The following is a 25064-nucleotide window of genomic DNA, read 5'->3' on the forward strand; positions in this document are numbered from 1 at the left end:
CTACAATGGGATTTTTTAATAGACTTTTCGGTAGAAAAAAAGAGGAAAAGATAGAGGAACAAAAAGAAAAGTTAGAACAAGAGGTTATAAAAGAGGAAGTTGAACAATCAACTTTTAATGAACAAGTTGAAGAGAAGTTAGAAGAGGAACAAAAGATAGATACAGCTGTAGAATCAGCTGTAGAAAAAAATAATGAAGAAGAGAAAGAGATAGAAAACGAAGTAGTTTATGCAGATAAACCTAAAGTTGAAAAAAGAAGTTTCTTTACATCTTTAAAAGAGAAATTATTTAAATCTAGAGAGGGACTTTTTGGAACTTTAAAAAATATTTTTACAGGAAAATCAATAGTTGATGGAGAGATGTATGAAGAGTTAGAAGATACTCTAGTGCAATCAGATATAGGAATTGAGATGACTTTGAAAATAGTTAAAGATTTAAAAGCTGAGGTAAAAGCAAGAGGAGTTAAAAATCCTGAAGATGTTTACCCTGTTTTAAAAGATGTTCTAGAAAGTTACTTAATAACAGAAAATACAGATTTAGATATTCAGCCTGGAAGAATGAATGTTATCTTAGTAGTTGGAGTAAATGGTGTAGGAAAAACAACTACGATAGGAAAAGTAGCATCAAAGTTAGTAAAAGATGGTAAAAAAGTTGTTATAGGTGCAGCAGATACATTTAGAGCTGCAGCAGTTGAACAGCTAGAAGAGTGGGCTAAAAGAGCTGGAGCAGAGCTTGTAAAACATCCTGATGGTGCGGATCCAGGAGCTGTAGTATTTGATACTCTGAAAGCTGGAGAGGATAAAAATGCAGATGTTGTAATAATAGACACTGCAGGAAGATTACATAATAAAAATAATCTAATGAAAGAGTTAGAGAAAATAAATAATATTATAAAGAAAAAAATAGGTGATCAGCCTTATGAATCTATATTAGTTTTAGATGGAACAACTGGACAAAATGGACTGACTCAAGCAAGAGTGTTTAATGAAGTAACACAGTTAACAGGATTTGTTGTAACTAAACTAGATGGAACAGCTAAAGGTGGAATTTTATTTAGTATCTCTGAAGAGCTTAAAAAACCTATAAAGTATATAGGTGTTGGTGAAGGAATAGAGGATTTAAGAGAATTTAATAGTAAAGAGTACATACAAGCAATTTTTGACTAATATATTAAAAAAAAAAGAATTTCTGTTGTAAATATATATAAAATTTGTTAATATATAGTTGAAAATTATGAGCACTATTACAGTATGATTAAAAAAGTGCGATTTTATTTAATAAAAATCAAGGAGGACTTAGAGTGAGCATTATAGTTCAAATTAAAGAAAAAGCAAAAACTTTAGGAAACAAAATAGTTCTTCCTGAGGCTACTGATGAGAGAGTAATCAGAGCAGCTGCAGGAGTAGTTGAGGAGAAGTTGGGAACTCCTGTATTAATAGGAGAAGTAGAAGTAATTGAAAAATTCGCTGCAAACCTAGGAGTATCTTTAGAGGGTGTTGAAGTAATCGATCCAAAGACTACTGAAAAGTTATCTTCTTATGTAGAAAAACTTTGTGAGTTAAGAGCAAAAAAAGGAATGACTCCAGAAGAAGCAGAAAGATTATTAACAACAGATGTTAACTTCTTTGGTGCTATGATGGTTAAAATGGGAGATGTAGCTGGAATGGTTTCAGGATCAGATTCACCTACAGCAAACGTATTAAGAGCTGGATTACAAGTTGTTGGAACTAAAGCAGGAGTAAAAACTGTATCATCAGTATTCTTAATGGAATTAAAGCATAACATAGAAACTTATGGAGAAATCTTAGTATTCGGTGACTGTGCTGTAATACCAGAACCAACTTCAGAGCAATTAGCTGATATCGCTTCAGAAGCAGCAATAACAGCAGCTACAGTTGCAGGTTTAGATCCAAAAGTTGCACTTATGTCATTCTCTACAAAAGGATCTGCAAAGCATGATTCAGTAGATGTTGTAAAAAGAGCAGGAGAAATATTAAGAGAAAGAAATGCAGAGTTCGCATTTGAGGAAGAGTTACAAGCTGACGCGGCTTTAGTTGCAGCAGTAGGATTAAAGAAAGCTCCAGAATCAAAAGTAGCAGGACATGCAAACGTATTAATATTCCCTAACTTAGCAGCAGGAAATATCGGATACAAATTAGTTCAAAGATTAGCTAATGCAGAAGCTTACGGTCCTTTAATTCAAGGATTAGCAGCTCCAATTAACGATTTATCAAGAGGATGTTCAGTTAAAGATATCGTAGACTTAACTGCAATAACTTCAGTTCAAGCAGGAAAGTAATCGTCTAAATAAAATTAAGGTTAAAAATCAGTGAGAGTGGCTCTCTCACTGAGTAAAATAAATTATAAAATAAAAATTAAGGTGGTAAATTTAATGAAAGTTTTAGTTATTAACTGTGGTAGTTCTTCTCTAAAGTACCAATTATTAAACCCTGAGTCTGGAGAGCTTTTCGCAATCGGACTTTGTGAGAGAATCGGAATCGAAGGATCAAAAATGGAATATGAAACTCCAGCAAACGACTTCGAAATCGAAATAAAAGAAGCTATGCCTACTCATAAGGAAGCTTTAGAATTAGTAATAAAAGCTATTACTAATCCAGAGTACGGAGTAATCAAATCTGTAGAAGAAATAGATGCTATCGGTCATAGAGTTGTACATGGAGGAGAAAAGTTCGCTTCATCTGTATTAGTAACTCCAGAAGTTATGGATGCAATGGAAGAGTGTTCAGAGTTAGCTCCATTACATAACCCTGCAAACTTATTAGGAATCAGAACAATGCAAGAGTTAATGCCTGGAAAACCAAACGTAGGAGTATTCGATACGTCATTCCACCAAACTATGCCTCAAGAAGCTTACATGTATGCATTACCATATGCAGATTACACAGAGTTAAAAGTTAGAAAGTACGGATTCCACGGAACATCTCATAAGTTCGTTTCAGGAGTAGCTCAAGAGTTATTAGGAAACCCTGCTGAATCAAAAATAATCGTATGTCACTTAGGAAACGGTGGATCAGTATCTGCAGTTAAAAATGGTGTATGTATCGATACAACAATGGGATTAACTCCATTACAAGGTATAATGATGGGAACTAGATGTGGAGATATCGATCCAGCAGCAGTTTTATTCATTAAAAACAAAAGAGGATTATCTGATAAAGAGATGGACGACAGAATGAACAAGCAATCTGGAATCTTAGGAGTATTCGGAGAGTCATCAGACTGTAGAGATATGGAAATGGCAGCAGCAGCAGGAAACGAAAGAGCTTTATTAGCTGAAAACATGTTCGCTTACAAAATCAGAGGATATGTAGGAAACTATGCTGCACAAATGGGTGGAGTAGACGCAATTTGCTTCACTGGAGGAATTGGAGAGAATTCTGGAAAAACTAGAGAAGATGTTTTAAGAGGATTAGAGTTCTTAGGACTTGAGTTAGATAAAGAAGTTAACTCTAAGAGACAAAAAGGAAACGTTCTTTTAACTAAAGAAACTTCAAAAGTAAAAGCTTTCAAAATTCCTACAAATGAAGAGTTAGTAATAGCTAGAGATACTTACGAAATTGTAAACTCTACAAAGTAGTTCGTATCGAAAGTTGTTTAAAAAATAAACATATTAGTCAGTAAAAATTATATTTGGTTGAATTAGTTTAAAAATTTCTTAAAAAAACTTAGAAGTTTAATTGACAATTTAAAGTAATATTCGTAAAATAGAGTTAACTTTAGAGTCAATTAAAAAAGGGAGGACAATTCAAATGGCTAAAAAAATGCAAACTATGGACGGAAACCAAGCTGCAGCATATGCATCATATGCTTTTACAGAAGTAGCAGGAATCTATCCAATAACTCCATCATCGCCAATGGCTGAGTACACTGACGAGTGGGCATCAAGAGGAATGAAAAACATGTTTGGAGTTCCAGTTAAAGTTGTTGAAATGCAATCAGAGGCAGGAGCAGCAGGAACAGTTCACGGATCGTTACAAGCAGGAGCTTTAACAACTACATATACAGCATCTCAAGGGTTACTATTAAAAGTTCCTAACATGTACAAAATAGCTGGAGAGTTATTACCATCAGTTATACATGTATCAGCGAGAGCATTAGCAGCACAAGCATTATCAATCTTCGGAGATCACCAAGACGTTTACGCAGCTAGACAGACTGGATTTGCTATGTTATTTGAAAGCTCAGTACAAGAAGTAATGGATTTATCAGGAGTTGCTCACTTAGCAGCAATTAAATCTAGAGTACCTTTCATGAATATATTTGATGGATTCAGAACTTCACATGAAATTCAAAAAGTTGAAGTAATGGATTTTGAGGTATTTAAAGGTTTAGTTGATATGGACGCTATAAAAGCATTCAGAGAAAGAGCATTAAATCCTGAGCATCCAGTAACAAAAGGAACAGCTCAAAACGATGATATTTACTTCCAAACAAGAGAAGTACAAAATAAATTCTACGACGCAGTACCTGCTATTGTAGCTGGTTACATGGAAGAAATTTCTAAAGTAACAGGAAGAGATTATAAGCCATTTAACTATTATGGAGCAGCAGATGCAGAGCATATTGTTATCGCTATGGGATCTGTTTGTGAAACATTAATAGAAACTGTTGATTACTTAGTAGCAAAGGGAGAAAAAGTAGGACTTATAAATGTACATTTATACAGACCATTCTCAGCTGAGTACTTCTTCAATGTATTCCCTAAGACAGTTAAGAAAATTGCTGTATTAGATAGAACAAAAGAGCCTGGATCATTAGGAGAGCCATTATACATGGACGTAAGAGGACTATTCTACGGAATGGAAAACGCTCCAGTAATCGTAGGTGGAAGATATGGATTATCTTCTAAGGATACAACTCCAGCACAAATGAAAGCTGTATTCGACAACTTAAAGAAAGATGAGCCAAAGAATGGATTCGTAGTAGGTATTAACGATGACGTTACTTTCAACTCATTAGAAGTAGGACCACACATTGAAACAGGAGCAGAAGGTGTAAGAGAATGCTTATTCTTCGGACTTGGATCAGATGGAACAGTTGGAGCTAACAAAAACTCAATTAAGATCATTGGAGATAAAACAGATTTATATGCACAAGGATACTTTGCATACGATTCAAAAAAATCTGGAGGATCAACTAGATCTCACTTAAGATTTGGAAAGAACCCAATTAAATCAACTTACTTAGTATCAGCTCCTAACTTCGTAGCTTGTTCAGTACCAGCGTACTTAACTCAATACGATATGATCAGCGGATTAAAGCAAGGTGGAACATTCCTACTAAACTGTGTATGGGATAAAGATGAGGTTGTTGCTCACTTACCAAATTCAGTTAAGAAAACTTTAGCAGAAAAGAATGCTAAGTTCTATATTATAAATGCTAATAAGCTAGCTACAGAAATTGGATTATCAGGAAGAACTAATACAATAATGCAATCAGCATTCTTTAAATTAGCTGACGTTATTCCATTCGAGGATGCACAAAGCTATATGAAGCAATATGCGGAAAAATCTTACGCTAAGAAAGGTGACGCTATTGTTAAGATGAACTACGAGGCTATCGATAAGGGAGCTGGAGAGTTAGTTGAAATAGCTGTTGATTCTGCATGGGCTAACTTAACAACAGAAGTTGTAGCAGAGGAAAAAGGAGCTTGCTCTTGTACAGGATGCGGATGTGGAACTTCAACTAAGTTAGAATCATTCGTAGAGAAGATTGCGAAGCCAATAAATGCTTTACAAGGAGAAAACTTACCAGTTTCTACATTCTTAGGATATGAGGATGGAACATTTGAGAACGGTACAACTGCTTTTGAGAAAAGAGGAGTTGCAGTAAACGTTCCTGAGTGGAAAACTGAAAACTGTATCCAATGTAACCAATGTTCATATGTTTGTCCACATGCAGTTATCAGACCATTCTTAATGACAGCTGAGGAAAAAGCAGGAGCACCAAATGAGTTAAAAACAAAAACTCCAATTGGAAAAGGTTTAGAAGGATTAGAGTACAAGATTCAAGTATCTCCATTAGATTGTACAGGATGTGGATTATGTGCGAACGTATGTCCAGCTAAAGAGAAAGCTTTAGTAATGGTACCAATCGGACAAGAGGTTGAAAAAGGAGAGCAAGAAAATGCAGACTACCTATTCAACAAAGTTACTTACAAAGATAACTTAATGCCAAAATCATCAGTAAAAGGATCACAATTTGCACAACCATTATTCGAGTTCCACGGAGCTTGTGGAGGATGTGGAGAGACTCCTTATATTAAAGCAATAACTCAACTGTTTGGAGACAGAATGATGATAGCTAACGCTACAGGATGTTCTTCAATCTATGGAGGATCAGCACCTTCAACTCCATACACAACAAATAGCTGTGGAGAAGGTCCATCATGGGCTAACTCATTATTCGAGGATAACGCAGAGTTTGGATATGGAATGGCAACTGCTGTTGAAGCTATGAGAGATAGAATTGCAACGATTATGGAAGAAAACATGAATAATGTTTCTGAAGAGATTGCAGCAATGTTCGCTGAATGGATTGCTAATAGAGCAGATGGAAACAAAACAAAAGAGATAAGAAATAGATTAGTACCAGCTTTAGAAGCTTGTAACTGTGCAGTATCAGCTGAACTTTTAGAGTTAAAGCAATACATCGTTAAGAAATCACAATGGATATTTGGAGGAGACGGATGGGCTTATGACATCGGTTACGGAGGATTAGACCACGTTTTAGCTTCTTCAGATGACGTTAACGTTTTAGTAATGGATACAGAAATCTATTCTAACACTGGAGGACAAGCATCTAAGTCAACTCAAACAGGAGCGGTAGCGAAATTCGCAGCTGCAGGAAAACCTAATAAGAAGAAAGATTTAGCTGCAATAGCTATGTCTTATGGACATATCTATGTTGCACAAGTATCTATGGGAGCTAACCAAGCTCAATACTTAAAAGCAATCGCTGAAGCTGAGGCTTATCCAGGACCATCATTAATCATAGCTTATGCACCTTGTATAAGTCATGGATTGAAGAACGGAATGGGTAACAGTCAACTTGAGATGAAGAGAGCTACTGAGTGTGGATACTGGCCAATCTTCAGATACAATCCATTATTAGAAGTAGAAGGTAAAAACCCACTTCAAATTGATTGTAAAGAACCAAACTGGGATAACTATAATGACTACTTAATGGGAGAGGTAAGATATGCTACTTTAGCTAAATCTCAACCAGAGCATGCATCAGTACTGTTTGCTAAGAATAAGTCAGAATCTCAAAGAAGATGGAGACAATACCAAAGACTTGCATCATTAGACTTCACATCAGAAGCTAAGTAATTCTTTGAACTATAGAGATAAGGTAGAGATACCTTATCTCTTTTTTTATCCAAAACTTTTTTGTAAATTAACGTATAATTTGATATAATTAAAAGTAAGTAGTTAAAAAGAGAGGGTGAAAAAATGAAGATATCTGTTGCAATGATAACCTTTAATGAAGAGAAGATTTTAAGAAAAACTTTAGAATCAGTTAAAGAGTTAGCAGATGAGATAGTTATTGTTGATAGTGGATCTACTGATTCAACAGAAGCGATAGCAAAAGAGTTTGGGGTAAAGTTTCACACTGAATCTTGGAAAGGATATGGACCTCAAAGAAATTCAGCTATAGAAAAATGTAGTGAAACTTGGATTTTAAATATAGATGCTGATGAAGAGATTTCAGAAGAGTTAAAAAGAAAGATAAAAGAGATAGTTGAGGATAGAAGTAATTCCAAAGATATATTTAAAATCAATAGATTATCAGTTTGCTTTGGAAAAGAGTTAAAACATGGTGGTTGGGGAACTTCTTATGCTGTTAGATTATTTAGAAAAGGTTCGGGAAAATTTAATGATAATACCGTACATGAAGCTTTTGAAACAGATAAAAAAATCTATAAGATAGATGAAGATATTCTACATCATTCTTATTTAACAATGGAAGATTATTTTAATAGGTTTAATAGATATACAACAGAGGGTGCAAAAGATTATTATAAAAAAGGTAAAAAAGTTAGTGTTTTCGATATCGCTGTGAATCCATTTTATAAATTTATAAGAATGTATATATTTAGATTGGGATTCTTAGATGGAGTGGAAGGATTTGTTATAGCATCAACAAGCTCGTTGTATTCGATGATAAAATACTTTAAATTGAGGGAGATGTATAAAAATGGTTCGTACTTACAAGAGAATAATAATAGCAAGAACAGATAAAATAGGCGATTTAATTTTATCAATCCCAAGTTTTTTTATGGTAAAAAAAATGTATCCAGATGCAGAGATAACTTTGTTGGTTAGAAATTATAATTACAATATTGTAAAAAGTTTACCATATATAAATAGAGTTGTTCAAATAGATAGATATAGACAAAAAGAGTTGCTAGAAAAGATTGAATATTTTAATGCAGATGTATTTATTGCTTTATATGTTGATGATTTTGTAATGCAATTAGCAAAAGCGAGTAAAGCTAAATTAAAAATAGGACCTTTGTCAAAATTAAAATCATTTTTTACTTTTAACAAAGGTGTTCTTCAAAAAAGATCAAAGTCTATTAAGCATGAAGCTGAATATAATTTAGATTTAATAAAAAAGTTAGATAAGAAACTCTTTGAGGAGAGGTTTGAGATAAATACAGCTATTTATTTAGATAAAAGTAATATTGAATCAGCAGAGCAGTTCTTTAAAGATAATAATATAGGTAAAAAGGTGTTAGTTGTAAATCCATTTATGGGAGGATCAGCTAAAAATATAAGTGATGATCAATATGCTCAACTTTTGACAAAACTTATAGATAGAGAAAAAGATTTAGACGTTATTATAACTGCACATATATCTGATGAAGATAGAGGACTGAGTTTAATTGAAAAAATTGGTAGAGAGAGAATCTATTTATTTGCTAATGGAGGAGAGTTATTAAATATTGGAGCGGTTATAGATAAATCTAAAGTTTATTTTGGAGGTTCAACAGGACCGACACATATAGCTGGTTCTTTACAAAAAAGTATAGTTGCCTTATACCCTAAAAAACCATCGCAAAGCCCAACAAGATGGGGAGTATTTGGAAATGATGATGTAACTTATATAATTCCTGATGAAAATAGCAAAGAAAATTACAAGCACAAAAACTTTGATTCGTATAACGAGGAGATTGAAGAGAGAATAATTACAGAGATAATAAAAAGATTGGAGAGATAATAGTGAAAATATTGATTATACATACAGCTTTTATTGGAGATATAGTGTTATCGACTCCTTTACTAAAAAGAATAAAAGATGTTTATCCAGAAGCGAAGATTACATATGTGACAACTCCAGTAGGTGCTAGTATATTAAGAAACAATGAAAATATAACAGAGATTATTGAATATGATAAGAGAGGGGTTCATTCAGGAGTTAAAGGTCTTATTGCGCTAGGAAGAAGATTGAGATATGAAAACTTTAATTTGGTTTTAACACCTCATAGATATCTACGTAGTTCAATTTTATCTTGGTTGACGAGATCACCTAAAAGGGTTGGATATAATACAGCAAGTGGGGCGGTATTATTTACAAAGAGAATAAAATATGATAAAAGTAAACATGAAGTGGAAAAATTACTTTCTTTTTTAGGAGAGTTACCTGAAAATTTAAGAGAGTCTTATCCAATAGAGTTGTACCCAAGTAAAAAAGATATTCAAAAGGTAGATGATATTTGGAAAGAAAATAGATTGATAGATAAAGATGTAGTAGCAGTTGCTCCTGGAAGTAAATGGTTTACTAAAAAATGGCCTTTAGAATATTTCAATAAAGTTATTGATCTGTTGGTTGCAAACAATAAAAAAGTTGTAATCATAGGCGGAAGAGATGAGATGCTTTTAAATGTACATACACCTTCTGGAGTGGTTGATTTGAGAGGAAAAACCACTCTTTTAGAATTAGCAGAAGTTTTAAAAAGGTCAAAAGTAGTATTAACAAATGATTCATCACCTATACATATAGCTTCAGCTTTTAAAAATACAAAGATAATAGCTTTGTTTGGACCAACTGTAAAAGCATTCGGCTTCTTCCCTTGGAGTAAAAATAGTGAAGTTTTAGAAGTGGAAAATTTATCTTGTAGACCTTGTGCTATCCATGGTGGAAACAAATGTCCTAAAGGGCATTTCAAATGTATGTTAGATCTAAAGCCAGAAGTGGCATTTGATAAAATTCTAGCATCTTTAAAGAGGTAATTTATGGAGAAGGTAATTTGTAACAATTCTATAAATTTTAATCTGCCCAATAAAATTAAAAATAAAGAATACACAGTTTTAAAAGTTTTAAAAGATGATAAAAGAAGTCAGGTTCTTTTAATAGAGGTTGATGAAGAAAAATATGTTTATAAAGTGCCAAGAGAAAAAAATAGAAGAGTTTGGCAAAGAGTTTTATCTATTTTTAGAGGCAGTGAAAGTAGAAGAGAGTATAAAAATTGCTTGAGAATAAGTAATTTAGGATTCAGGGGAGCCACTCCAATTATGTATTGGGAAAAAAGATTTTTTGGGATGTCTTTTGATTCATTTTTTGTAAGCTCTTATTTGGAGGGAAGACCAGCAACAGTGAGAGACCTATCTTTGGTAAAGAATGAATTAGAAAAAATTCATAAAAAAGGGTATCTGCATGGTGATTCACAACTTGATAATTTTATGATTTTAAAAGAGGAAGTTTATTTAATAGATGTAAAACTAATAAGAAATAAATATGCTAAAGCAGGGGAAGCGTATGAATTTATATATTTAGAGGAAAGTTGTCATAAAGAGATAGATATATATGATAAAACAACTATAAGCTATAAATTAGCAAAATATTTAAATAGTTACCTGCATTGGATTGGAAGAGTAAAAAAAGCAATTCGAGGAAAGGAAAGATAAATTGAGAGTTTTAATTATAAGACTTAGTTCAATAGGGGACGTGATACTAACAACACCTGTATTGAAAGAATTGAAAAAAAAATATCCTAATATAGTTATAGATTTTTTAGTTATGGAAAACTTTAAAGATTCTATATCAGGGTGTCCTTACATAGATAATTTGATATTATTTAACAAAAAAAAGCATGATGGGCTAAAAAATATGATAGCCTTTGGTAAAGAGTTGAAAAAAAATAATTATGATTATGTATTCGATTTACACTCGAAAGTGAGATCGAAAATAATTAGTAGTACGATAGGTTCTAAGGTATATACTTACAAAAAAAGAGGTTTTTTAAAAACAATATTGGTAAAAACAAAAGCTATAAAATATAAAGTTGATAATACAATAATAAAAAATTATTTTGGAGCTTTTAAAGTATTAGGATTAGAATATAATGGTGAAGATTTGACATTTGGTTTCGAGAAGAAAGATGTGGAAAAATTAGAAGCATTATGTTTAGAATATGAAAATGTTCCGATGATTGCCCCAGGCGCATCAAAGGAAACTAAGAAGTGGACAAAAGAAGGGTTTGCAGAATTATCAAAACTACTCTATAATAAATATGGGAAAAAACCTATTATTATAGGTTCTGGTGCTGAATATGAAATGTGTGAAAAAATAAAAGAATTGAGTGGTGGATTAGCGATAAATTTAGCAGGAAAATTAAATCTTAAAGAGAGTGGAGCATTACTTTCAAAAGCTAAATTTTTAGTAACTAATGACTCGGGACCTTTTCATATTGCAAGAGGAGTTAAGTGTCCAACGTTTGTAATTTTTGGACCAACTAGCCCAGAGATGTTTGAATATGATGAAAATAATAGATTGATCTATTTAAATGAAGCTTGTTCACCTTGTAGTTTGCACGGAGATAAAACTTGTCCGCAAAAACATTTTAATTGTATGAGAAAACTAAGTGCAGCAAGGGTTATGGAGATAATAGAAAAAAATGGGAGGTAGTTGAAATGGCAAAAAAGTCAGTAGAAACAACAGATAAGTCAAAAGCATTAGAGACGGCGTTAAAGCAAATTAGAAAAGACTTTGGTGATGGTTCAATAATGAAGCTAGGTGAAAACCAAGCAATGAGTATTGAAGTGATTTCAACAGGAAGTATTAATTTAGATTTGGCCCTTGGAATAGGTGGAGTACCTAGAGGGAGGATTATAGAAGTTTATGGAGCTGAGAGTTCGGGAAAAACAACGATAGCACTACATGTGGTAGCTCAAGCTCAAAAAATGGGTGGAGTTGCAGCTTTTATAGATGCTGAGCATGCTTTAGACCCTGTTTATGCAAAAGCTTTAGGAGTAGATGTAGATGAATTACTAATATCTCAACCAGATTTTGGAGAGCAAGCTTTAGAGATTGCAGATATGTTAGTTAGATCAGGTGCGATTGATATAATAGTAGTCGATTCAGTAGCAGCACTAGTTCCAAAAGCAGAGATAGATGGAGAGATGTCAGATCAACAGATGGGACTTCAAGCTAGACTTATGTCAAAAGCTTTAAGAAAATTAACTGGATCAATAAATAAATCAAAAACAACGATGATATTTATAAACCAAGTTAGAGATAAAATTGGTGGATTTAGTTTTGGTCCACAAACAACTACTACTGGTGGAAAGGCTTTAAAGTTCTACTCTTCAGTTAGAATGGAAGTAAAAAGAATCGGAAGTGTAAAACAAGGTGAAGAGATAATAGGAAACGAAACAGTAGTAAAAGTAACTAAGAATAAAGTAGCTCCTCCATTTAAAGAAGCTAAGTTCCAAATTATGTATGGAAAAGGTATTTCTAGAGTTGGTGAAATAATGGATATGGCTTTAGACAATGATATAGTAGCAAAATCAGGTGCTTGGTTTAGTTTTGGAGATATTAGATTAGGTCAAGGAAAAGAGAATGTAAAAGCTAGATTAGAGACTGAGCCAGAATTATTAGCAGCTATTGAAGAGAAAGTAAATCAACTTTTAGAGAAAAAGACTATTGTAGTTCATTCATCAGAAGGAGAGGAAAATATTGAAGCTGAAGAGATTGTTGAAGAATAATTATCTCTTTGAAAATGGCTTGAATATTGGATTAAATAATGAAATAGTAAATAAATATGATTTGAAAAAGAGAGAGGAGCTATCTCACGAGGAATACTTACAAGTGTTAGAGTTAGCTGCTCTCTCTACTTCATATTATTACTTAGCCAAAAGAGATTATAGTAAAAAAGAGATTTATACGAAGCTAGTACAAAAATATTGGGAAAAATCAGTAGTTTTGAAAGTTATAAAATTGTTGGAAGAGTTAGAGTATATTAATGATTTAGAGTTTGCTCAAAATTTTGTAAAGAATAGAAAAGGTGCAAGAAAAAAACTTGAGTATGACTTAAAGTTGAAAGGTATTTCATCAGAGATAATAAAAGAGAGTTTAAATTATTATGAAAGTGATGATGAGTTAGAGGAGTTATCAAAAGCTTGGGATAAGCTTGGAGCTAAAGATGAACAAAAGAAAATAGCTTCATTGATGAGAAAAGGCTATTCTTACGGAGATATAAAAAAAATTATTACTAGAAAACAGGAGGAAGAATGTTAACGCTATTAAAAGTTACACTTGCAGCACTACTTAAGTTTACATATATAACTATATTTGAATCTAGAAAAATAAAGAAGATGTCTAGTGAAAAAGCTCCGTTAGAGGCAAGGAAAGTCTTAAGAGAACATTTGTGTAGAGGGTTGATTAAAGCTGCTAAAATTGATTTAGAAGTTGTTTATTTAGATGAAAAAGCATACAGAAAATTGAAAAGAGAAGATGGAATAGTTGTAGTAGCGAATCATGAAAGTAACTTAGATATTCCAGTTTTAGTTGTTGCATTAGATTTACCTTTAGGATTTGTAGCCAAAAAAGAGATGGAAAATTGGCCTTTTTACTCTATGTGGATGAAAATGAGTAAATGTATATTTTTAGATAGATCAAATCCAAGAGAGGGAATTAAAAGTATAAAAAAAGCTGTAGGTATAGTTAAACAAGGTTATCCAACGGTTATATTTCCAGAAGGAGAAAGAACACTCACAGGAAATATGGGTACTTTCAAAAAAGGAAGCTTTAAATTAGCTACAGAAACTGATGGAATTATACTGCCAGTAACTATTGATGGAACTTTTTTTGTTCAAAATAGAAAAAATATAAGAATTAATCCTAATCAGAAGGTGAGAGTAACTGTAGGAAAACCGATAGATTTGAAGAAAATGTACTTAGAAAATAATAAAAATTTGAGTGAGATTGTTCAAGAATTGGTAGCTAATCAAAAAATTGCAAAAAATAATTAAAAAATAACCACTAAATTAGTGTAAATTTAACCGTTAAAAAGTCTGGAAAAGTTTGACACTAATTATTATTTATGCTATAATTTCCTTGAAAATTAAGTGAAGCTTAACAGAGCTTTCACCAAAAATATAAGTGGAATATATATAAATTATAATCCATTCAGGAGGAAACAAAGATGGAAAACTTACAATCTTACTGGTCAGATTTCAAAGGAAACTTATGGAAGAAAGAAATTAATGTTAGAGATTTCATTCAAAACAACTACACACCATACACTGGTGACGAAGCTTTCTTAGCAGGAGCTACTGAGAACACAAAAGCTGTTTGGTCAAAATTAACAGAAATGTTCAAAGTTGAAATTGCAAAAGGAGTTTACGATGCAGAAACTAGAACTCCACAAGCTATCGACACTTATGGACCTGGGTACATCTCAAAAGAAAACGAATCAATCGTTGGATTACAAACAGATGCACCATTAAAGAGAGGTATTTATCCAAAAGGTGGATTAAGAATGGTTGAAAACTCTCTTAATGCTTACGGATATGAAATTGATCCAATAACTAAAGAGATATTCTCAAGATATAGAAAAACTCATAACGAAGGAGTTTTCTCAGCATATACTGAAGATATGATGGCTGTAAGAAGATCAGGAATCGTAACTGGATTACCAGATGCTTACGGAAGAGGAAGAATAATCGGAGACTACAGAAGAGTAGCTCTATACGGAGTAGATAGATTAATTCAAGAGAGAAAGTTTGAGTTAAAGAAAGCTGAAGCTCCAGAATTAACTGAAGAAATAATCAGAAAAAGAGAAGAGATCACTGAGCAAATTAACGCATTAAAATTATTCGTAAAAATGTGTGCTTCTTACGGATTTGACGTTACAAAGCCAGCTACAAACGCTAAAGAAGCTGTACAATGGGTATACTTTGCATACTTAGCAGCAACTAAAGATCAAGATGGAGCTGCAATGTCAGTTGGAAGAACTGCTACATTCTTAGATATCTTCATCGAAAGAGACTTAGCTAAAGGATTAATTACTGAAACTGAAGCTCAAGACTTAATCGACCAATTTATCATAAAATTAAGAATCATCAGATTCTTAAGAACTCCAGAGTACAATGAGTTATTCTCAGGAGACCCTACTTGGGTAACAGAAGCTTTAGGAGGAGAAGGAGTAGATGGAAGAACTTTAGTTTCTAAAACTGCATTCAGATACTTAAACACTCTTTACAACTTAGGACCAGCTCCAGAGCCAAACTTAACAGTATTATGGTCACAAAAATCTCCAGAAAACTGGAAGAACTTCTGTGCTAAAGTTTCAATAGATACATCAGCTATCCAATACGAAAATGATGATTTAATGAGACCAGACTTAGGTGACGATTATGGAATCGCTTGTTGTGTTTCTCCAATGAAAATAGGAAAGCAAATGCAATTCTTCGGAGCTAGAGTAAACTTACCAAAAGCTTTATTATATGTAATCAACGGAGGAAGAGATGAGAAGTCAGGAGCACAAGTTGCACCTAAATTCGAAGGAATCACTTCTGAGTACTTAGATTTCGATGAAGTTATGGAAAAATATGACTTAATGTTAAAATGGTTAGCAGGAGTATACATCAATGCTCTTAAAGTTATCCACTACATGCATGATAAGTATTCTTACGAAGCATTCGAAATGTCACTTCATGATGTAGATGTTTTAAGAACTCAAGCATCAGGAATCGCTGGATTATCAATCGTTGCTGACTCATTAGCAGCTATTAGAGATGCAAAAGTAAGAGTAATAAGAGATGAAAGAGGAATCGCTGTTGACTTCGAAAGAGAAGGAGAATTCGTAGCATTCGGAAACAACGATGACAATACAGATAAATTAGCAATTGAGATTATGGAAAAGTTCATGAACTACATCAGAACACATGACACTTACAGAAACTCAAAAGCAACTCAATCTATCCTAACAATTACTTCAAACGTAGTTTACGGAAAGAAAACAGGAACTACTCCATGTGGAAGACCAGCAGGAACTCCATTCTCTCCAGGAGCTAACCCAATGAACGGAAGAGATAAGAGAGGAGCTGTAGCAGCACTTGCTTCAGTAGCTAAGTTACCATTCCACCATGCAGAAGATGGAATTTCTTACACATTCGCTATCACTCCAGGAGCTTTAGGAAAATCTAGAGAAGAAAGAGTAGAGAACTTAGTAGGATTAATGGATGGATACTTTACAGCTGATGGAGGACAACATTTAAATGTTAACGTGTTCGACAAGGCTTTATTAGAGGATGCAATGGCTAACCCTGAGAAGTACCCTCAATTAACAATCAGAGTTTCTGGATACGCAGTTAACTTTGTAAGATTAACAAAAGAGCAACAATTAGACGTTATTTCAAGAACAATTAACGGAAATATGTAATTAATAAAGTAATATAAAGGATGTGCTAAGAAATGAAAAAGGGATTTATACACTCACACGAGAGTTTTGGAACTGTAGATGGACCAGGTATTAGATATGTTGTATTTACTCAAGGGTGTCCTTTGAGATGTAAATATTGTCATAACTGTGATACTTGGAAAAAAGAGGATGCGAAATCTCTAGAGACTCCTGAAGAAACATTCTTAGAAATCTGTAAATATAAAAACTTTATAAAAAAAGGAGGAGTTACGGTTACCGGTGGTGACCCGTTAACTCAACCTGAGTATGTAAAGGAACTATTGAGATTATGTAAAAAAGAAGGGATACATACAGCGATTGATACTTCAGGGTATCTATTCAATGATAAAGTTAAAGAAGCTTTAGAGTATGCAGATCTAATTTTACTAGATATAAAATCAATAGATTCAGTACAATATAAAGAGTTAACTGGTGTAGATTTAGAACCTACTTTACAATTTGCAAAGTATTTAAAAGAGATTGGAAAGCCAATGTGGGTAAGACACGTTGTTGTTCCAGGAATCACTGATAATGATGAGTTGTTAGAAAAACTAGCTGACTACTTGAAAGATTTTGATAATCTAGAAAAGGTAGAAGTTTTACCATACCACTCTTTAGGAGAGTACAAGTGGCAAAAAGTTGGTTTAGAATATCCTTTAAAAGGTGTTGAGCAACTTTCAGCAGAGAGATTTGAAAATGCTAAAAATATATTTAGAAGTAGAGGTTTATCAGTTAAATAGTAAAGTTTTAGCTACCTTAGAGCAAGTTTGTTCTAAGGTAGTTTTTTATATATTTTAATAAAAAATATGGTATAATTAAGTAAAAAAAGAAGGAGAGTTCAATGATAATATTAGGAATAGAAACATCTTGTGATGAAACGTCGATATCTGTTTTAAAAGATGGTAAAGAGGTTTTATCTAATAATATCTCTTCTCAAATAGATATACATAAAGAGTATGGAGGAGTTGTACCAGAGATAGCTTCAAGACATCATATAAAAAATATAGCTACAATACTAGAGGAAAGTTTAGAAGAAGCAAAAATAACAATGGATGATGTGGACTATATAGCTGTAACATATGCACCGGGATTGATTGGAGCTTTACTTGTAGGAATATCTTTTGCTAAAGGGTTATCATATGGGCATGATATTCCGCTTATTCCAGTTCATCATATCAAAGCTCATATATATGGAAACTTTATAGAACATGATGTAGAGTTACCATGTATCGCTTTGGTGGTATCTGGAGGACATACAAATATAGTCTATATTGATGAGCAACACAATTTTATAAATCTAGGAGCAACACTAGATGATGCTGTTGGAGAAAGTTATGATAAAGTAGCTAGAGTTATGGGAATTGGATATCCAGGTGGACCTATAGTTGATAAGCTATATTATAAAGGTAATAAAGATGCACTCAAGATTCCAGAACCAAAAGTGGATGGATATGATTTTAGTTTCTCAGGGATAAAAACATCAGTGATAAATGCTGTCAATAAAGCTAGAATGAAAGGTGAAGATTTTAAACCAGAAGATTTATCTGCTTCATTCCAAGAGAAAGTTGTAGATATTCTTTGTAAAAAAACTTTGAAAGCTGTTAAAGATAAAGGTGTAAAGCAAGTTGTAATAGCTGGAGGAGTGGCAGCGAATTCATTACTTAGAAGTGAATTAACTAAGAGAGCAGAAAAAATAGGAGTGAAGGTAAATTATCCTTCGATGTCTTATTGTACTGATAATGCAGCTATGATAGCAGCAGCAGCTTATTACAAATTGAATTATGGAAAAGGTGAAATTTTTGCAGATTTAACTTTGAATGGAAAAGCTACATTAGATATAATGAAAGATTAGAAAATACCCCAAATTTTGGGGTATTTTAATTTTTATGATATAATTTTTATACAAAGAAAGCTAGAAAACTAGAGTTATTTCAAAAGCTATTTAACATTGAAAAACTCTTGAAAATATGGTAAAATTTTTGGATAACAATGTGTTATTTTGGAGGTAAAATGAAAATATATATTGCTCCACTAGCTGGAGTTACAGATTATACATTTAGAGGAATTTTAGATGAGTATAAACCAGATCTTATGTTTACAGAGATGGTAAGTATAAATGCCTTAGAGATGGAAAACGAAAAGACTTTAAATCAAATCTTAAAAATAAGAGATGGTGAAGCTGTTCAGATATTTGGAAGAGATGTGGACAAAATGGTTCATAGTGCTAAATACATAACTGAAAAGTTAGGAGTAAAGCATATAGATGTAAATGCAGGTTGTCCTGTGAATAAGATAATAAAAAATGGATATGGAGCAGCTTTACTAGAGGATCCAGATCATATAAAGAAAATTTTATGTGAAATAAAAGCTAATATAGCTGACGATGTTGATTTATCACTGAAAACAAGAGTTGGATATAAAGGGTTAAAGCAACATAAGTTAGTAGGACAGATAGCTGAAGAAGCTGGATGTAAACATATTACAATTCATGGAAGAACAAGAGAGCAGATGTACAGTGGAACCGCAGATTGGGAACTTATAAAAGAGGTAAAAGAGAGTGTAAATATAGAGGTTATAGGTAATGGAGATATATTTACAGCTGAAGATGCTTATGAAAAAGTAAAATATTCAGGAGTAGATGGGATAATGCTAGCTAGAGGGATATGTGGAAACCCTTGGCTGATTAAACAAATAAAAGAAAAGTTTGAAACAGGAGAGGTTCAAACAATTTTAACACCAGAGATGAGACTGGATATGGCTATAAAGCATACTCTTCAAGCTAAATTAGATAATCCAGATAAAAAATTTCTATTTGAATTAAGAAAACATCTTTGTTGGTATTTAAAAGGAATAAGAAATGGAGCATTCCTGAAAGGGGCTATAAATCAGATAGATAGTTATGATGAGTTAGTAGCTCTATTAGAGAAAGCAAAGGAAAATTTATAGTAAGGAGAAGTGATTTTTTGTCAGCAGATACGCCATTAATGGCTCAATATAAAGAGATAAAAGAACAAAATCAAGATAGCATTCTATTTTTTAGATTGGGTGATTTCTATGAGATGTTTTTCAATGATGCAGTAGTTGCATCAAAAGAGTTAGGATTAACTTTAACAAGTAGAAACAAAGAGAAAGGTATGGAGGTTCCCCTAGCGGGAATCCCCTATCACTCATCGGCAGGGTATATAGGAAAGCTTGTGGCGAAAGGATATAAGGTTGCTATATGTGAACAAGTTGAAGATCCAAAAGCCACAAAAGGGTTGGTAAAAAGAGAGGTAGTTAGAGTAATAACTCCAGGAACAATAATTGATACCGAGTATTTAGATGAAAAAAGTAATAACTACTTAATGGGAGTTGTACTAAAAAAAGATATCATAGGATTGACATATATAGATATAACAACTGGAGAGTTTGTAGCTAGTGAAAAACCAAAAACAGAGGATTATGTCTATAAAATTTTAGGTGAGATAAATAAAGTTTCTCCAAGAGAGGTTCTAATTGATGAAGTTTCTTACCCAGAGTTAGAAAAAGAGTTGAAACAATTTGCTCAACTGAATAAAATAAATATTAACTCTTGCTTAAAAGTAAAAAAAAGTGAAGAGTATTTAAAAGAGTATTTTAAGATTATCTCTTTAGATAGTTTCGATTTAAACGGAAAAGTTGTAGCAGTAGAAGCTGCAGCAATGGTATTAGATTATGTGTTGGAATTACAAAAAGGAAATGAGATTCCAGTAGATAAAATAGTATATACAGGTAGTGAAGATATTATGGAGTTAAATCTGACTACTCAAAGAAATTTAGATATTGTAGCATCGACGAGAGAAAATGGAGTGTTAGGTACTTTACAGTGGGTTTTAGATAGTTGTAAAAGTTCAATGGGAAGTAGACTTTTAAAGCATTTCTTAAAGAATCCATCAATTTCAAAATCGATAATTTTAGATAGACAAAGTGATATTGATTTCTTCTATGAGAATGTTCTTTTGAGAGAAGAGGTTAGAGAGAGATTAAAAAATATATATGATATTGAGAGAATTATAGGAAAGCTAGTTTTAGGAAATGAAAATGCAAGAGATTTAGTAGCTTTAAAAAAATCTATTTTAAATAGTTTAGATATATACAAGGTATTAAAAGGTGCTCCAATTTTTGAGATAGCTTTAGATGAATTAGTTAAAATATACAATTTGATAGAAAGAGCTATAAAGGATGAAGTTCCATTTTCTGTTAGAGAGGGTGGAATGATAAAAGAGGGATATAACTCTGATTTAGATGAACTGCATAACATCTCTAACAATGGAAAAGATACTATTTTAGAGATTGAAAATAGAGAGAGAGAAAGAACAGGAATTAAAGGTCTAAAGATAAAATATAATAAAGTTTTTGGATATTTTATAGAGATTACAAAAGCAAATATTCATTTAGTACCAGATGATTATATAAGAAAGCAAACTTTAGCTAATGCTGAAAGATATATTGTTGAAGATTTAAAGATTTATGAAGAGAAAGTTTTAAATGCAAAGGATAAGATTGAAAATCTAGAGTATATGTTATTCAAAGATATTTCAGAAGAGGTAAAAGCGTATAGAAAGGTTCTTCATGAGTTAGCTTATAAAATAGCGTATTTAGATGTAGTTTCAAACTTTGCATACATTGCAACTAAAAATGGATATGTTAAGCCTGAGATAACTACAGATGGAGAGTTAGAAATTATAGGAGGAAGACATCCTATAGTTGAGCAATTAGTAGGTAGAGAAAAGTTTATAAAAAATAGTATTGTTCTAAATAATGAAAAAAACCTTATAATCTTAACAGGACCGAATATGTCGGGAAAATCTACTTATATGAAACAGGTTGCATTAATTCTAATTATGGCACATATGGGTTGTTATGTTCCAGCTGAATATGCTAAAATAGGAATAGTGGATAAAATATTTACAAGAATTGGAGCAAGTGATGATTTAGTGACTGGGCAATCTACATTTATGTTAGAGATGAGTGAAGTTGCTAATATTGTAAATAGCTCAACAAAAGATTCATTTATTATTTTAGATGAGATTGGAAGAGGAACTTCAACTTTTGATGGAATATCAATAGCTACAGCAATAACAGAGTACATTCACGATAATATTGAAGCTAAAACTATATTTGCAACTCATTACCATGAATTGACTCAATTAGAATCAAAATTAAATAAGTCAGCAAACTTTAGAATTGAAGTAAAAGAGGATGAAAAAGAAATTACTTTTTTAAGGGAGATTGTTAAAGGTGGAGCGGATAAATCTTATGGAATAGAGGTTGCTAGATTAGCAGGACTTCCAAAAGAGATTCTAGAAAGAGCTAAAGAGATGCTAAAAGTTTTAGAAAATAGAAAGATGATTATAGAAAAAAAGGTAAAAAAAGAGCAATTGATATTATTTGGAGATTTCAAAGAGGAAGTAAAAGAGGAACCAGTAAAAAAAATAGAAGAAAATATTGTTCAGTTGGAAAATGAAGAAAGAATAGTTCTACGTCTTTTAAAAGAGGCTGAGTTAGATAAAATGACACCTTTGGATGCCTTTTTAAAGCTGAATGAGTTAAAACGTATCTTAAACTAGGAGGCAGTATGGATAAGAAAAAGTTGGCCTATAGAATTGTTATAGCAGCAGCGTTGGTTTTGGGATATTTCAATTATTTTGGTGATGAGAAAAAAATAGAGAAAAAAGAGGAAATAATAGAAACAACAGGTGCAGTATATGATACAGAGGGTTATCATATAGAAGCAGAAAAACAGAAAGATTTTATAAAGACAAATGAAACAACTTTTGAAAAAGCAAAGGCAGTTCTAGATGGAATGATTTTAACGGGAGATAATGCAATTTTAGATGCAGGAAAAAACCTTTTATTGAAATCTAATATTCTTGGAAAAAGTTTAAATGGTTGGGAGTTTGAAACTCAAGAAGCTAAGTATACGAAAGAAAATGGAGAGATAGAATCAACGATAGGTGTAACAGCTTTTAATAAAGAGCAGGAATTAGAAGTTTCTGGAAAGAATTTTAAAAGTGATTTAAAAATGGAAAATGTAACTTTATCTGGAGATGTAAGCTTTAAAACAAAGAATATAACACTATCGGCTCAACAAGCTAAGTATAATGATAAAGATAAAATTATGAATATAGAGGGACAAGCATTTTTATCAGGAAGTAATCTAGGCGATGGCTCAGGGATTTTAAGTGGAAACTTTAAAGGGTTAAGATATGATACGAAAACAAATGTATTAACTAGTTCAAATCCTTTTGAATTGGATTATAACGGAATAAAGTTATATGGAGAGGATTTAAGTTTAAATGATAAAACTGAATCTTTTAAAATTAGTAAAAATGTGTATGTAGTAGCAGATGGATATAAAATTGATATGGAAAGTATAACTTCAGATGGTGGAGATAATATCAATTTCAATGGAAAGATTAAAGGTAGTAATGGAGTATACTCTTTTGTAGGTGATGATGGAATTTACAACAAAGTAACTAAGAAGTTAGTTATAAAAGGAGATGTAAATGGAACCGATAGCGATGGAGGAAAGTTAAAAGCTGATATGGCTATATACTCAACAGATACAAAAGATCTTGAGTTAATATCGGATAAAAATATAGAGTATGCAAGTCCGACTAATAAAATCTTAACTAAAAATTTAAAATATCAAACAGTAACAGGAGAGCTTTATTTAAAAGATGGATACTCATACTTTAGTGATCAATATGACAGCAAAGGAGAAAGCTTCTTTTATAATAAGCTGACTGGAAAAGGTTATGTTTTAAAAGGAACAATAAAAGATTTAGTTGAAAATCAAACTGCTTCAGGAGACAGAGTTGATTTTGATAGAGATGAAGAAAGTTATTTAGTCGATGGAGATGCTCATTTTGAGGATGGAAACTATATTTTTGAAAGCTCAAAGGTAGATTATTTAGGAAAAAAAGGATTTGTTTATCTGCCTGAAAAGTATATTTTAAAAAGAAAACTTGAAAAAGATAGCTTTGAAGGATTGAAGGGTGAATATAACTTAACAACAGAGATATTTAAATCTTTTGGAGCATTTAAATATGTAAGTACAAATAACTCTGTAGAAGGAACAAATTTAGAGTTTAATCAAAAAACAGGAATAGGAACTGTAGAGAAAGATTTAGTAGCTATAGACAAAAAGGGTGAAACTAAAGTTGTTTCAACAACTGGTGAATTCAAAGAAAATGAGTTTGTAAAAATGAGAGATAAACTTGTTCTAACAAGTGGAGATGTTGTTGCTAATGCAAATTCAGCTGATTATCAAATTAAAGATCAAAAGATTTATATACCAGGAGAGATTATATTTGAAGATGTTGTTAAGAAAAGCAATGGAAAAATGTACAATGGTGTGTATGAAACTGATAAAAAAATATTCACTGGTGAAAAATTTAGTGGAAAAGATGTGAAGAATGCTTCAAAAAGTGATATAATAAAGTACTTTGTTTCTCAGGGAGAGTTTATATTAGAAGGTAATGCAGAGATTAAAGATGATATTTCAACTTTAAAGGGTGAGCGGTTACAATATAATCAAAATACTGAAATAGCAAAATCAAATCTGCCTATAAATATAAAGTATACAGATTATAATATCGATATGAAAAATGGAGAGTTAAATAAAAAAAGTAGTTATTTAACAGGAGAAACAGTAGTTATAAAATCTAATTTAAATGAAGAATTTAAAGGAGATAGAGTTGAGGGTACTTTAAATAATATGAATTTAGATTTCATTGGGAATGTTTCAGGTAGAATCTATCAAGATGGTGTACCTGTAAACTTTAAAGGAGATTTCGTAAGAGCATATTTTAAAAAGAATGCTACTGGTAAGAACGAGATTCAAAGAGTTGAAATTAGAAAAAATGCTGTTGTTGAAAAAGAAGGAACGACACTTTATTCAGATTATTTAGAGATTCAACCAGAGAAAAAATTAGTGTTTGGAAAAGATAATACAAAAGTTATCATGAAAGATGCGAATGGAGTAGTAACAACAGTAACTGCAAATATAATGACTGGAAATCTTAATACAGAGGTAATCGATTTAGTAGGAAAAGTTGTTATTGTAAGAAAAGATAAAGATAAAACTTTAAATGCGACTTCAACAAAAGCTAAGTTAAAAAACAAAGAAAACTTAGCAGAGTTAAGAGGCGATGTATTCGTTGATGATGGAGATTCAATTATAACTGCCGATGAGGTTGATTATGATATGAAAACGAATAAAGCTAAAGCTAGAGGAAATGTATTTGTAGACTATAAAGCAAATGAAAGTAAAAGTATCACTAATAAAAATCAAATAAATTCAGGATATAACAAAATTATAAAAAAATAA

18 protein-coding genes are annotated in these 25064 nt (G+C 32.1%); all 18 read left to right on the forward strand.

The genetic code is table 11. The features are described 5' to 3' along the window. Positions 1-5: 5 nt before the first annotated feature. The 18 genes from ftsY to lptC all read left to right on the forward strand — a co-directional run bounded on the left by ftsY (position 6) and on the right by lptC (position 25064). Positions 6-1166: a signal recognition particle-docking protein FtsY gene (ftsY, locus tag Q0O83_RS02300; protein WP_294093782.1), complete on the forward strand. Its 1161-nt coding sequence runs from the start codon at positions 6-8 to the stop codon at positions 1164-1166. 134 nt (positions 1167-1300) lie between these two features. Next, positions 1301-2299, forward strand: coding sequence for a phosphate acetyltransferase (gene pta / locus Q0O83_RS02305; RefSeq protein ID WP_294093784.1), 999 nt, complete (start codon positions 1301-1303; stop codon positions 2297-2299). Positions 2300-2392: 93 nt separating this feature from the next. Beyond that, a complete protein-coding gene (locus Q0O83_RS02310) occupies positions 2393-3598 on the forward strand; it encodes an acetate kinase (protein WP_294093786.1) in 1206 nt (401 codons plus the stop codon). 172 nt (positions 3599-3770) lie between these two features. Then, positions 3771-7352, forward strand: a complete 3582-nt coding sequence (gene nifJ, locus Q0O83_RS02315) for a pyruvate:ferredoxin (flavodoxin) oxidoreductase (protein WP_294093789.1) — start codon at positions 3771-3773, stop codon at positions 7350-7352. A gap of 123 nt (positions 7353-7475) precedes the next feature. Continuing rightward, positions 7476-8264, forward strand: a complete 789-nt coding sequence (locus Q0O83_RS02320; RefSeq protein ID WP_294093791.1) for a glycosyltransferase family 2 protein — start codon at positions 7476-7478, stop codon at positions 8262-8264. After that, on the forward strand, positions 8221-9246 hold the full coding sequence (locus Q0O83_RS02325) for a glycosyltransferase family 9 protein (RefSeq protein WP_294093793.1): 1026 nt from the start codon (positions 8221-8223) through the stop codon (positions 9244-9246). Before Q0O83_RS02320 ends, Q0O83_RS02325 begins: the two co-directional genes overlap by 44 nt. Before the next feature lie 2 nt (positions 9247-9248). Then, complete coding sequence (locus Q0O83_RS02330; protein WP_294093794.1) at positions 9249-10259, forward strand: glycosyltransferase family 9 protein; 1011 nt, start codon at positions 9249-9251, stop codon at positions 10257-10259. A 3-nt stretch (positions 10260-10262) separates the two neighbouring features. Continuing rightward, a complete protein-coding gene (locus tag Q0O83_RS02335) occupies positions 10263-10934 on the forward strand; it encodes a lipopolysaccharide core heptose(II) kinase RfaY (protein WP_294093796.1) in 672 nt (223 codons plus the stop codon). 1 nt (position 10935) lies between these two features. Beyond that, on the forward strand, positions 10936-11934 hold the full coding sequence (locus Q0O83_RS02340; protein WP_294093798.1) for a glycosyltransferase family 9 protein: 999 nt from the start codon (positions 10936-10938) through the stop codon (positions 11932-11934). 5 nt (positions 11935-11939) lie between these two features. Continuing rightward, positions 11940-13013, forward strand: a complete 1074-nt coding sequence (recA, locus tag Q0O83_RS02345; protein WP_294093800.1) for a recombinase RecA — start codon at positions 11940-11942, stop codon at positions 13011-13013. Beyond that, positions 12985-13545: a regulatory protein RecX gene (locus Q0O83_RS02350; RefSeq protein ID WP_294093802.1), complete on the forward strand. Its 561-nt coding sequence runs from the start codon at positions 12985-12987 to the stop codon at positions 13543-13545. The genes recA and Q0O83_RS02350 overlap by 29 nt, the downstream gene beginning before the upstream one ends. Beyond that, on the forward strand, positions 13539-14279 hold the full coding sequence (locus tag Q0O83_RS02355) for a lysophospholipid acyltransferase family protein (RefSeq protein ID WP_294093804.1): 741 nt from the start codon (positions 13539-13541) through the stop codon (positions 14277-14279). The genes Q0O83_RS02350 and Q0O83_RS02355 overlap by 7 nt, the downstream gene beginning before the upstream one ends. Positions 14280-14452: 173 nt before the next feature. Continuing rightward, complete coding sequence (pflB, locus tag Q0O83_RS02360; RefSeq protein WP_294093806.1) at positions 14453-16693, forward strand: formate C-acetyltransferase; 2241 nt, start codon at positions 14453-14455, stop codon at positions 16691-16693. 32 nt (positions 16694-16725) lie between these two features. Continuing rightward, a complete protein-coding gene (pflA, locus tag Q0O83_RS02365; RefSeq protein ID WP_294093808.1) occupies positions 16726-17451 on the forward strand; it encodes a pyruvate formate-lyase-activating protein in 726 nt (241 codons plus the stop codon). 101 nt (positions 17452-17552) lie between these two features. Continuing rightward, on the forward strand, positions 17553-18563 hold the full coding sequence (gene tsaD / locus Q0O83_RS02370) for a tRNA (adenosine(37)-N6)-threonylcarbamoyltransferase complex transferase subunit TsaD (RefSeq protein WP_294093811.1): 1011 nt from the start codon (positions 17553-17555) through the stop codon (positions 18561-18563). 158 nt (positions 18564-18721) lie between these two features. After that, on the forward strand, positions 18722-19657 hold the full coding sequence (gene dusB, locus Q0O83_RS02375; protein ID WP_294093813.1) for a tRNA dihydrouridine synthase DusB: 936 nt from the start codon (positions 18722-18724) through the stop codon (positions 19655-19657). A gap of 17 nt (positions 19658-19674) precedes the next feature. Beyond that, the gene (mutS, locus tag Q0O83_RS02380) at positions 19675-22299 is read left to right on the forward strand and encodes a DNA mismatch repair protein MutS (RefSeq protein WP_294093814.1); all 2625 of its coding nucleotides are present in this window, start codon (positions 19675-19677) and stop codon (positions 22297-22299) included. An 8-nt stretch (positions 22300-22307) separates the two neighbouring features. After that, the gene (lptC, locus tag Q0O83_RS02385) at positions 22308-25064 is read left to right on the forward strand and encodes an LPS export ABC transporter periplasmic protein LptC (protein ID WP_294093816.1); all 2757 of its coding nucleotides are present in this window, start codon (positions 22308-22310) and stop codon (positions 25062-25064) included.

Origin of the sequence: uncultured Cetobacterium sp. (genome assembly GCF_945952365.1) — a bacterium.
Classification (GTDB): Bacteria; Fusobacteriota; Fusobacteriia; order Fusobacteriales; family Fusobacteriaceae; genus Cetobacterium_A.

What these genes read in the sequence shown, in the direction of transcription:
- pflB (WP_294093806.1), top strand. Translation starts at nt 14,453, where the DNA reads ATGGAAAACTTACAATCTTACTGGTCAGATTTCAAAGGAAACTTATGG.
- recA (WP_294093800.1), top strand. Translation starts at nt 11,940, where the DNA reads ATGGCAAAAAAGTCAGTAGAAACAACAGATAAGTCAAAAGCATTAGAG.
- lptC (WP_294093816.1), top strand. Translation starts at nt 22,308, where the DNA reads ATGGATAAGAAAAAGTTGGCCTATAGAATTGTTATAGCAGCAGCGTTG.
- dusB (WP_294093813.1), top strand. Translation starts at nt 18,722, where the DNA reads ATGAAAATATATATTGCTCCACTAGCTGGAGTTACAGATTATACATTT.
- Q0O83_RS02325 (WP_294093793.1), top strand. Translation starts at nt 8,221, where the DNA reads ATGGTTCGTACTTACAAGAGAATAATAATAGCAAGAACAGATAAAATA.
- tsaD (WP_294093811.1), top strand. Translation starts at nt 17,553, where the DNA reads ATGATAATATTAGGAATAGAAACATCTTGTGATGAAACGTCGATATCT.
- Q0O83_RS02355 (WP_294093804.1), top strand. Translation starts at nt 13,539, where the DNA reads ATGTTAACGCTATTAAAAGTTACACTTGCAGCACTACTTAAGTTTACA.
- pflA (WP_294093808.1), top strand. Translation starts at nt 16,726, where the DNA reads ATGAAAAAGGGATTTATACACTCACACGAGAGTTTTGGAACTGTAGAT.
- Q0O83_RS02310 (WP_294093786.1), top strand. Translation starts at nt 2,393, where the DNA reads ATGAAAGTTTTAGTTATTAACTGTGGTAGTTCTTCTCTAAAGTACCAA.
- Q0O83_RS02320 (WP_294093791.1), top strand. Translation starts at nt 7,476, where the DNA reads ATGAAGATATCTGTTGCAATGATAACCTTTAATGAAGAGAAGATTTTA.
- ftsY (WP_294093782.1), top strand. Translation starts at nt 6, where the DNA reads ATGGGATTTTTTAATAGACTTTTCGGTAGAAAAAAAGAGGAAAAGATA.
- Q0O83_RS02335 (WP_294093796.1), top strand. Translation starts at nt 10,263, where the DNA reads ATGGAGAAGGTAATTTGTAACAATTCTATAAATTTTAATCTGCCCAAT.
- nifJ (WP_294093789.1), top strand. Translation starts at nt 3,771, where the DNA reads ATGGCTAAAAAAATGCAAACTATGGACGGAAACCAAGCTGCAGCATAT.